Raw genomic sequence first — 10,045 nt, 5'->3', positions numbered from 1 at the left:
ACTTTATATCGGACCGGCCGGGCGGCTATGGGCAAACAGATCTCTGGTACTGCGAAAAGCAGGCAGACGGCAGCTGGGGCCAGCCTGTTAACTGCGGGGATAAGGTAAACACTGTAGCAGCGGAAATTTTTCCCACCGTTAATGAAGAAGGTATCCTGTATTTTTCCAGCAAGGGATACGCCGGTTTGGGTGGATACGATATCTATCGCGTAAAAGGCAGTAAAGCCAGCTGGGAAGTGCCGGTGAATATGAAAGCGCCGTTCAATTCCGGTGCAGATGATATAGGGCTTATACTAAAACAAAATGGTTATGAAGGATACCTGGCATCCAATAAGCCAGGCGGCATGGGCCGTGATGATATCTATTATTTTGCTGACCCCAATTACTTTAACCGCGTGAATGGGAACCCTTCCCCGTATGATGGGAACAAAAATCCGGGTAATAACAATGTACCCGGAACAGCTACTCCCGGTGGGCAGCCTGCACCGGTTATAAGAAAACATACTGCGGAAGAAGAAGGGGATAAGCGGCAGCTGGAACAGCTGAAGTTCTATTATGATTATAACAGTGCATCCCTGCTCACGGAATCACGAAAGGCATTGGACCTGGTGGCCAGTGTGCTGAAACGGAACCCTGACTGGAAGCTGGTGATCGCGTCTTATGCTGACAGCCGTGGCCCGGATCAGTACAACACCGATCTGTCGGCCTTACGCTGCTATGCGGTAATTGACTATCTCGTTAGCAAAGGCATTGATCCCAGGCGGCTGTATTATACCAATAAAGGTGAGCAGGATCCTGTAAACAAGTGTAAGGATGAGGTGCCCTGCTCCGAAGAGGAATATAAGCAGAACCGGCGCTCAGAGCTGAAAGTACGCTGGTGAAAATAACAGGAAGCCGCCTCAGGGCGGCTTTTTTGTTGGGAGCAGGATCTCCGACGCACAGCTCTTTGCCGTATTGTGGCAGAAGATCTATAACCCGGGGCAGGTAAAACGGGTAAGAAACAACATCACAGCGTTTAGTCCTTACCGGGAGCAAAGGCTACGCGTATACAGCTATCTGTTTTTTCCTTGAACATCTTATAGCCTTCAGGGCCCTGTTGTAAAGACCAGCGGTGAGTAAGCAGGTAGGACGGATCCACCTCACCTTTTAAAATAAGATCAAAGAGCTGTGGAATATAACGCTGTGCATGCATCTGGCCCATGCGGAAAGTGAGGCCTTTGTTCATAGCAGCGCCCATCGGAAATTTATCGATCAGCCCTCCATACACACCTATTACAGACACCGTACCTCCTTTACCGCAGGCCATAATAGCCTGGCGCAATACAGAGGGACGGTCGGTTTGCAGGCGCAGGGTTTGTTTAATACGGTCGTAATATTGTTCAATGCCGGTAGTATGCGCTTCCATACCTACTGCATCAATACAGTAATCAGGCCCGCGTCCGGCAGTAAGCTCCTTTAAAGTTTCAAGCACATCTGTTTCTTCATAGTTTATCACTTCTGCTTTTCCGTATTTTTCGGCCATAGCCAGCCTTTCCGGTATACGGTCAATGGCAATCACACGTTCTGCCCCCAGCAGCCATGCGCTGCGTATGGCCATTTGTCCAACCCCGCCGCAACCCCAGATCGCAACCACGCCACCGGGAAGTATATTGCACATGTCGGCTGCCATATAGCCGGTGGGGAAGGCATCCGAGCAAAAGAGCACCTGTTCGTCCGTAAGCTCCGCCGGCACGCGGAATGCGCCATGATCTGCATACGGTACACGTATATATTCAGCATGGCTGCCTGCATAGCCGCCAAAGGCATGGCTGTAACCAAAGATACCTGCACCGGAATATCCAAAGGCCTTTTCAGCCATCCATGCATGCGTATTGGAGTTGTCGCATAACGACCACTCATCCTGTTTGCAATAGTTGCACTCCCCGCAGCCGATCACCGAGCCTACCACAACGCGGTCGCCCTTTTTAAGCTTTTTTACCTGGCTTCCTGTTTCTACTACCTCGCCCATAAATTCATGCCCTATAATGTCGCCGGCATGCATGCTGGGAACATAACCGTCAAGCAGGTGAAGGTCTGAACCGCAAACAGATGACAGGCCTACCTTAACAATAGCATCATGCGGATTCAATATGCCGGGGTCTTTAACATTCTCTACTTTCAGATCGTTAATACCATTCCATATCAGCGCTTTCATAAAATATCTTTAATGGTTATTATCATGGGTTTAAAAGCATGGCCTCCTGCTTCCGCGCAGCAGCCTGTCCTTCGATGGTGGCCACTTCACCGGTTTCCATCATTTGCTTGAAACGGTGCAGGTCCTGGTGCAGCTGCACGGCTGTAATTGGGTGTGCCGCTTTACCGGCTAATTTTCCCAGCATTCCTTCGGGTAAGCGGTAATAGAAGCTAACATGCACTTCGGTGCCGCGGTTCCCCGGTGCATCCCGGAACAGCACTTCGCCTGTAGTGTCAATATCTGATTCAGGCTGCGAGCGCCAGCGCAACAGGCGGCCCGGCTTATCTTCTATGATAACAGCATCCCACTCAATGGGGCCTGTTTTACCCGGCAATAACATTTCCCAGTGTGAAACATGCTCGCTGAGGACTGTTACATTGTGCAGGTGTTTCATGAAAAGCGGAAGGCGCTGCAGGTCACGCCAGTATTCATAGACCTCGGTTCGTGGCCTGTTTACGGTAATAGCATCCCGCATAAACAGCGGCGCCGGCTGTTTCAGCTTATTATTAACGCCGGCCATATCGTACAATGGACAGTAACCGCTGCTGCCCCTGTAAAGCAGGTAGCCGCCTGTTAGCAGCTTAATACTTGCAGAAACAGGTTTTTTCCCCAGGGTTCTGACAGCTGATGTAATTAATAAAGCGGCGGCGGCTACCGATGCTGCGCGTTCTATACGCCCCACGTTTAGCCGGCGTGTGCGGTTGGCAGGTGTTGCCTCCCGCGGAGTTTTTTCGTCCATAAAAGCAGTTTGAGGAACAGCCACAAAATTTATGCAAACCAGTTGTTAGGAGAGAGTTAAGGATGGGCTCCCCGTAGAAAAAGCATCCATTATCGTAGATTAATGCGGTTGATCAGCATAAGTTTTATCTGAAGAGATTATGTGCCCGGCAGGATAGGAGCATCCCTTAAGGGCTAAAACAATAGAACCGCCTTGTGGAACGGGATGGCTCTTTCAAATTTCATTGTGATGATCATTAGCTAAAGCTAAACAGGATAACTCCCGCGGGTTAAAAAAATTAGAAAAATGGAAAATACTGAATATATTTACCCTATAAAACCTGTGGACTAAACATACTATTGGATTAACATCAACCTATATTAGAACGATTATGAAAAAATTATTACCTCTTTTTGTCTTCTCTTTTTTCCTGGGCAACGCCGTATTTGCGCAAAAAGTAATCACGGGCGTGGTCAGAGGGGAGAAGGGATCCCCTGTACCTGGCGCCACCATTAGCCTCCGGGGTTCTACTAACCATGCCATTGCAGATAACAGGGGACAATTCAGCCTGCAAACGTACGCACCTTTTCCCCTTACGCTGGCAGCCAGCGCTATTGGCTTTGCCACCCGTGAGATCGAAGTGACCGAACAAAACCTGGGTTCCGTAGCGATCATTCTTACTATAGACAACCGCCTGCTGAACGAAGTATCCGTTACAGCGCGCCGCCGTAATGAAAAGATCCAGAGCGTGCCCATTGCCATTTCCGTTGTGCGCGGCGCTGCCATCGAGGAAAGCGGCGCTTTCAATGTAAACCGCGTGAAGGAGCTGATTCCCTCTGTTCAGCTCTATTCCTCCAATCCGCGTAATACCACGCTTAATATCCGCGGCCTCGGCTCCACCTTTGGCCTTACCAACGATGGTATTGATCCGGGAGTTGGCTTTTACCTGGATGGCGTATATTATGCCCGCCCTGCCGCAACCACATTTGATTTTATGGATGTAGAGCAGATCGAGGTGCTGCGCGGCCCCCAGGGTACGCTGTTCGGTAAGAACACTACTGCAGGCGCGCTGAACATCACCACCCGCAAGCCATCTTTTTCCCCGGGCGCCAGCGCGGAAGTAAGCTATGGCAACTATGGCTACATACAGGCAAAAGCTTCTGTTACCGGCCCCATTGCCAGCAAGCTTGCAGGCAAAATTGCCTTCTCAGGCACACAGCGGGATGGAACCATCTATAACGTAGCTTCCCTGAAATATGTGAACGACCTTAATAACATCGGCGGGCGTGCACAGCTGCTGTATACTCCCAGTGAAAATGTAAACATCACGCTCACGGGAGATGCCGCCAAACAACGGCCTGAAGGATATGCACAGGTAATAGCAGGTGTTGTAACCACCAAGCGCGCTGCCTACCGGCAGTTTGACGCTATTATCGCAGATCTCAATTACCAGCTGCCCAGCCGCAATCCTTTCGACCGTTTGATCGATCATAATACCACCTGGCGCTCCGGCAACGACCAGGGAGGCGTATCCCTGAATGTGGATGCAAAGATCGGTGGTGGTACATTAACCTCCACCACTGCCTGGCGTTACTGGAACTGGGATCCATCCAACGACCGTGACTTCACCGGGCTGCCGGTGCTCTCACTCTCCCAGGCCACTTCCAAACACAAGCAATGGTCGCAGGAAGTACGCTATGCCGGTAACTTCTCGTCCAAGCTAAGTGGTGTGATCGGTGTTTTTGCGATCGGGCAGGACCTGAAAACAGATCCTGTACATATTGAAGAATCCGGGTCTGCACAATGGCGCTTTTCGCAAAGCACCACAAGCGAATTATGGAAAACACCCGGATTGCTGGACGGATTTGGCATCCGCACTACCTCCCGCCTGCAAACGTGGAGCACTGCGGTGTTCGGGCAGCTGGACTGGGCTATTACAGACAAGCTGCATGTTTTGCCCGGCCTGCGCTATAATTACGACAATAAAAAAGTGGACTTCAACCGCAAAACATATGGCGGCCTGCAAACCACCGATTCGGCCCTGCTGGCATTAAAAGCCATCGTGTACACAGACCAGGAATTTAATGTTAATACGGACAACACCAATCTCTCCGGCCAGCTGACCATTTCCTTTAAAGCCAATGATAACATCAATAGCTACGCAACCTTTTCCACCAGCTATAAACCGGTAGGCCTTAACCTTGGCGGCCTTCCTACTTCCAAGGGCAAGCCTATGCTGGAGCTGGCCGAGATCAAGCCGGAATATGTGCAGCACTATGAAGTAGGCATTAAAACAACGCCATCCGCTTCCTCTACGTTGAACCTGGCCGTTTATAATACAGAGATCCGGGATTTCCAGACACAGGTACAAACAGCAGAACTGGGCGTGAACCGCGGCTACCTGGCCAATGCAGAAAAAGTGCGGGTGCGCGGGGCTGAGCTGGATGGTAACATCCGGTTCAACAATAACTTTTCCCTTTTCGGTGCAGCCGCCTACACGGATGGTAAATACAGGTCCTTCGTGAACGCGCCGGTACCGTTGGAAGAAACCGGCGGCCCAAGCGCATTCAAGGACATTTCCGGCAGCAGGCTGCCCGGCATCTCCAAGTGGACGGTAACCCTGGGTGGCGAAGCATCTACCGGCGGCAAGTTCCTGGGCCAGGGTGGAAGATACTTCCTGGCGCTGGATGGATATTACCGTTCTGAATTCTCATCCAGTCCGTCACCTTCGCCCTTCCTGAATGTAGCCGGTTATGCACTGTTCAACGGACGGCTGGGCTTCCGTGCAACAAAAGGCGTAACTGTATTTATATGGGGCCGCAATCTGCTTAACAAGGACTATTTTGAACAGTTGCTGGTAGCAGCCGGTAATGCCGGGCAGTATGCCGCCGTGCTGGGCGATCCCAGAACGTATGGTGTAACGCTGCGTTACGTTTTCAGTCCTGCAAACTAAAGAAGAACGCTTGTTAATTTAATGGCCGGCATATCGTTCAGGAAACGTATGCCGGCCAATCGTTTCCGCACGTCATCAATTAAAGTGACGCCATTGTAGAAAAATAACCCCCTTTAATAACTTCAGCTTCCTGTTAAGAACAGGCTGGTAAAAGAAAACGGCAGCATTTAAATACAGATCTCTTACATGATATATAACCCGTGCATTGCCTTATCATAGCCCTTTCAGCTGCTCAGTTAACTTTAATTATCCTTTAGTGCGCTCCTGGTATGATGCTGAAAGCCCGGCTGGGGAAGGATGTATTGGAATAATTTTAGCCCGGTAAATAATATAAAAACTACCATCCCCTTCATGTTGATCTGTTTAAAAGTACTGGAGTTATAGATGAGCGCAATTGTATTCAAACGTTTTATATTACTGGCTGCCGGTTTTTTAATTTGCTATTCGGCCTACTGCCAGGACGGCAAAATAACAACGGAACAACCAGACCAATCTTACGGAGCTGAGGTGCTGGAAAAAAATTCTTTTCAGCTGGAATCATCGCTATATTATAATCATATTAATGATAGCAACGATCCCATAATTACATCAAATTTACTCCGCTATGGTATTGGCAAAAGCGTGGAACTAAGGCTCATGATTGAACAGGGTAATTACAGGGATACCTATATTGAGAAAACGTCACAGTCACTTTATCCTTTAGCATTGGGTACAAAGGTAGAAATTGTCAGGGAGGGCAGGAGCTGTCCGGGACTTGCGCTGGTAGGTTACGTGCAGCTCCCTTTTACCAATTTCGATCAGCAACATAGCAGGTGGTCTCCCGCACTGATTGCGGCAGCGGAAAAAGGAATAGGGAATTTTACAATTACCGCGAATATAGGCTGTAAACAACAGGCTTTCGAAAGCGGTTGGGAATATATAGCGACCACTGATATAAAATATGAAGTGAACGACCATCTGCAGTTATTCGCCGAATACTTTGGACAGTATCAGGGAGGGGAGGACCCGGTGCATAATGCTGATGGAGGGATTTTGTGGCAGGCATCCGCAAGGTTTCAGCTCCATCTGGCCGCCGGCAGTTCTCTTAATTACGCTCCCTCTTATTTTTTTATAAATACAGGTTTTGCCTTGTTGCTCCCGAAGCGCAATAACGATTAACTGATGGCATACTGCCTGATCTTACATCGTTGCAACGGAATGTATTTCCAATTTAAACAAACATATGAAAAAGTATGAGATCCATCTTGGCGATTGGCAGCGCATTTTGTTCGGACAGGCGCCGCCGGTATTTTTGCTTGAGGTGTTTATCCGGACGCTGATCATTTATATATTCCTGTTGTTCGTATTGCGCCTGCTGGGCAAACGCATGAGCGGTCAGCTAACCATACTGGAGATGGCGGTGATGCTTACGCTTGGCGCCATCGTTTCTGTGGCTATGCAAACACCCGACCGTGGCATAGCGCTCAGTATGATCGTGCTGATCTGCACGTTGATATTCCAACGCGGACTTAGCCGCTGGGGCCTCAAAAATGCGCGTGTAGAGGAGGTTACACAGGGCACTATCAGCACCCTGCTGCAGGACGGCGTAATGGACCTGAAGGAAATGGGCCGTTGCGGGATCTCGCGGCAGCAATTATTTGCTGAACTGCGAAGTAAAGGCGTGTATAATCTGGGCCAGGTACGCAGGGTATATCTTGAGGCCTGCGGCCTTTTTACTACTATCAGAATGCTGCAGCAGGCGCCTGGATTACCCACACTGCCACCGGGCGATCAGCAGGTACTGAGCATTTTGCATGATACCCGTGACATGGTGTGCCGGAACTGCGGCAATATAAGCCCGGAAGGGGCATCCATTGAACCATGTTCCCGGTGTAAGGCAAATGACTGGACACCAGCAGTAACAACATCATAACTCAACACATTCATTTTTTAATGCTATGGAAGCAAAGGATATACATTTTAGCGACTGGCAGCGCATCCTGATCGGCGAGGTGCCTCCGGGTTATTTTATCGAGCTGCTCATCAGGGCTATTGTGGTGTACCTCATCCTGATGGTTTCCATGCGAACAATGGGCAAGCGCATGTCATCACAGCTTAGCCGCAACGAACTGGCTGCGCTGGTATCACTGGCGGCCGCTGTCGGCATTCCTATGATGGCTCCGGATCGTGGCGTATTGCCTGCACTGGTTATTGCCTTTGTGCTGATCACCGTTGAACGCATGATCGCGAAACGGGGTTTTAGTGATCAAAAGTTTGAAAGTTTTGTGCAGGGTGATCTGAGTACGTTGGTTAACGATGGTATTATTGACATGAAAGCATTGGCAAAGGTTAAATTGTCCCATGAACGTGTTTTGGCTCAGCTTCGCTCAATGGGTATTCTGCAGTTAGGTACAGTGAAACGCTTTTACATGGAATCCAGTGGTAATTTTACGCTGGTGCGTAGCCCACAGCCCCGACCAGGCCTGTCAGTGCTGCCGCCCTGGGATGATCCGATGCGTAACTGCTTCCATGAACATCCGGATGAAAAGATCTGCATGCAATGTGGTTTTCCGAAAAAGCAAACGCATGATCCGGACAAAGGCTGCCCAAATTGTGGTGCAGAGAAATGGGTTACTGCGGTAGAGGAAGTAAGCAACGATAAGAACAGATCATGAAAAAGATACTGATTGCATTAACATTACTGGCCCTTGCTGCATGTCAGCCGTCCGACAAGGAGATCCGTGCAAATATCGCCGGTAAGGCACAGGAAGATCTTAATTTTGTGGGTCTTCATTATACAGTAGATAAAGGCATAGTCGAAGTTTCCGGACGCTGTCCTTCTGAAAAAGCTTTTAACAAGATCAAGCAAACGATCCAGGGTATTCATGTCATCAAAGACGTCCATTACAATGTTACCATCGCGCCGGTGGTGCTCGACAGCCTGACGCCGGTGAAGCTGCATGCGGATAGCTTGCTGGCCCAATTCCCGCGGGTCACGGCAGCTGTTACACCCCCGGTTGTTACCTTAAAAGGTGAGGTAACCGCTGCAGAACATACAAAGTTGCTCAAAACATTCCGGTTGCCTGATATTAGCCTGGTAAAAGACAGCCTTAGCGTCGTCCGTTAAAAGCTGGGAATGCAGTTTCCTATTTCTTTTTAGCGCCCCGTGTTTTTGGTTTGCCATATTTCATCATCATTTTATCAGCATGCCGGATCTTCACGTTCACCTTTTTGTTCTTCGCTGATTTCTCATGAAAGGCAGCGCCGGCATCATCGCGTTTGCGTTGTTTTAACACGATGTTCGGCACAATAAATTCCGGTTCTTCCTCCTTTGTATGTTTATCCGAGATCTCCAGGTGCTCCGGTAAAGGCAGCTCGGGGATCTGGTAGTTCATCAGTGCTTCTGCTTTTGTGCGCAGTGGCTGCTCCTGCGCTGAAATGAAGCTGAGCGCTATCCCTTTTTTATCTAGGCGGCCGGTACGGCCAATACGGTGAATATAACTTTCGGGCAGCTCCGGCATATCAAAGTTGATCACATGCGTTACCTCTGAAATATCCAGCCCGCGCGCAATAATATCTGTAGCGATCAGCACCCTGTAATTACCTTCCTGGAATTGTTCTATAGTATTAAACCGGTGATTCTGTTCCTTGTTGGAATGGATCACACCTATCTTATCCGGAAACTCTGCAGCCAACGGCTCATACAGCTCATCTGCCAGCTTTTTGGTAGATACGAACACCAGCACTTTCGTCATATCCGCCTGCTCGCGGATCAGGAGCTCCAGCAGGTTCACTTTTGTATAGAAGTTGGGAACAAGGTAGGCGTGCTGACTGATGTTTGTTAAAGGAGTCCCGGTAGGAGCAGCTTCGATCGTAACAGGATTATTAAAGAAAGTATCCATCAGCGCCTCCACCTCCGGTGTAATGGTAGCTGAGAAAAGAAGGTTTTGTCTTTTTGCAGGCAGCAGGTCCAGGATCTTCACCAATTGAGCGCGAAAGCCAAGGTTCAGCATTTCGTCCATCTCATCTATCACCAGCTGTTTAATGGCTTTCAGTTTCAATGTGCCGCTCAGCACAATATCTACCAGCCGGCCCGGTGTGGCCACCACCACATCCAGCTTGCCCGCTGCTGTATCCATTTGCGGGTTCATATTCACACCGC

The 10,045-nt window shown here is 49.4% G+C and carries 9 protein-coding genes; 6 read left to right on the top strand and 3 right to left on the bottom strand.

Going from position 1 to position 10,045, the window contains the following annotated elements; genetic code table 11:
• A partial coding sequence (locus tag VIM87_RS30515; protein WP_332000645.1) for an OmpA family protein occupies positions 1–881 on the top strand: 881 nt, incomplete at its 5' end.
• 134 nt (positions 882–1,015) lie between these two features.
• Here the strand turns inward: VIM87_RS30515 and VIM87_RS30510 are convergent.
• Both VIM87_RS30510 and VIM87_RS30505 read right to left on the bottom strand, forming a co-directional pair.
• Positions 1,016–2,194 (bottom strand): zinc-dependent alcohol dehydrogenase, encoded by a 1,179-nt coding sequence (locus VIM87_RS30510; protein ID WP_332000644.1) that lies wholly within the window; start codon positions 2,192–2,194, stop codon positions 1,016–1,018.
• Between the two features lie 22 nt (positions 2,195–2,216).
• Entirely contained in the window at positions 2,217–2,972 is a 756-nt protein-coding gene (locus VIM87_RS30505) for an SRPBCC family protein (protein WP_332000643.1), read from the bottom strand.
• Between the two features lie 370 nt (positions 2,973–3,342).
• On the opposite strand from VIM87_RS30505, the gene VIM87_RS30500 reads away from it, so the two are divergent.
• From VIM87_RS30500 to VIM87_RS30480, 5 genes are all read left to right on the top strand, one after another.
• Positions 3,343–5,904, top strand: a complete 2,562-nt coding sequence (locus VIM87_RS30500; protein ID WP_332000642.1) for a TonB-dependent receptor — start codon at positions 3,343–3,345, stop codon at positions 5,902–5,904.
• 384 nt (positions 5,905–6,288) lie between these two features.
• Positions 6,289–7,062 carry a transporter gene (locus VIM87_RS30495; protein ID WP_332000641.1) on the top strand — a complete coding sequence of 258 codons (774 nt, stop codon included), beginning with the start codon at positions 6,289–6,291 and terminating at the stop codon, positions 7,060–7,062.
• Between the two features lie 64 nt (positions 7,063–7,126).
• Positions 7,127–7,816, top strand: a complete 690-nt coding sequence (locus tag VIM87_RS30490; RefSeq protein WP_332000640.1) for a DUF421 domain-containing protein — start codon at positions 7,127–7,129, stop codon at positions 7,814–7,816.
• A gap of 25 nt (positions 7,817–7,841) precedes the next feature.
• A complete protein-coding gene (locus VIM87_RS30485; RefSeq protein WP_332000639.1) occupies positions 7,842–8,558 on the top strand; it encodes a DUF421 domain-containing protein in 717 nt (238 codons plus the stop codon).
• Positions 8,555–9,010: a BON domain-containing protein gene (locus VIM87_RS30480; RefSeq protein ID WP_332000638.1), complete on the top strand. Its 456-nt coding sequence runs from the start codon at positions 8,555–8,557 to the stop codon at positions 9,008–9,010. Before VIM87_RS30485 ends, VIM87_RS30480 begins: the two co-directional genes overlap by 4 nt.
• A gap of 19 nt (positions 9,011–9,029) precedes the next feature.
• On the opposite strand, the gene VIM87_RS30475 is transcribed toward VIM87_RS30480, so the two are convergent.
• The coding region (locus VIM87_RS30475; protein WP_332000637.1) for a DEAD/DEAH box helicase at positions 9,030–10,045 on the bottom strand (1,016 nt) is incomplete at its 5' end.

The organism is Chitinophaga sp., assembly GCF_036569125.1.
Lineage (GTDB): Bacteria > Bacteroidota > Bacteroidia > Chitinophagales > Chitinophagaceae > Chitinophaga.
The sequence above is the reverse complement of the archived record's forward strand: the minus strand, read 5'-3'. Positions and strand labels throughout refer to the sequence as shown.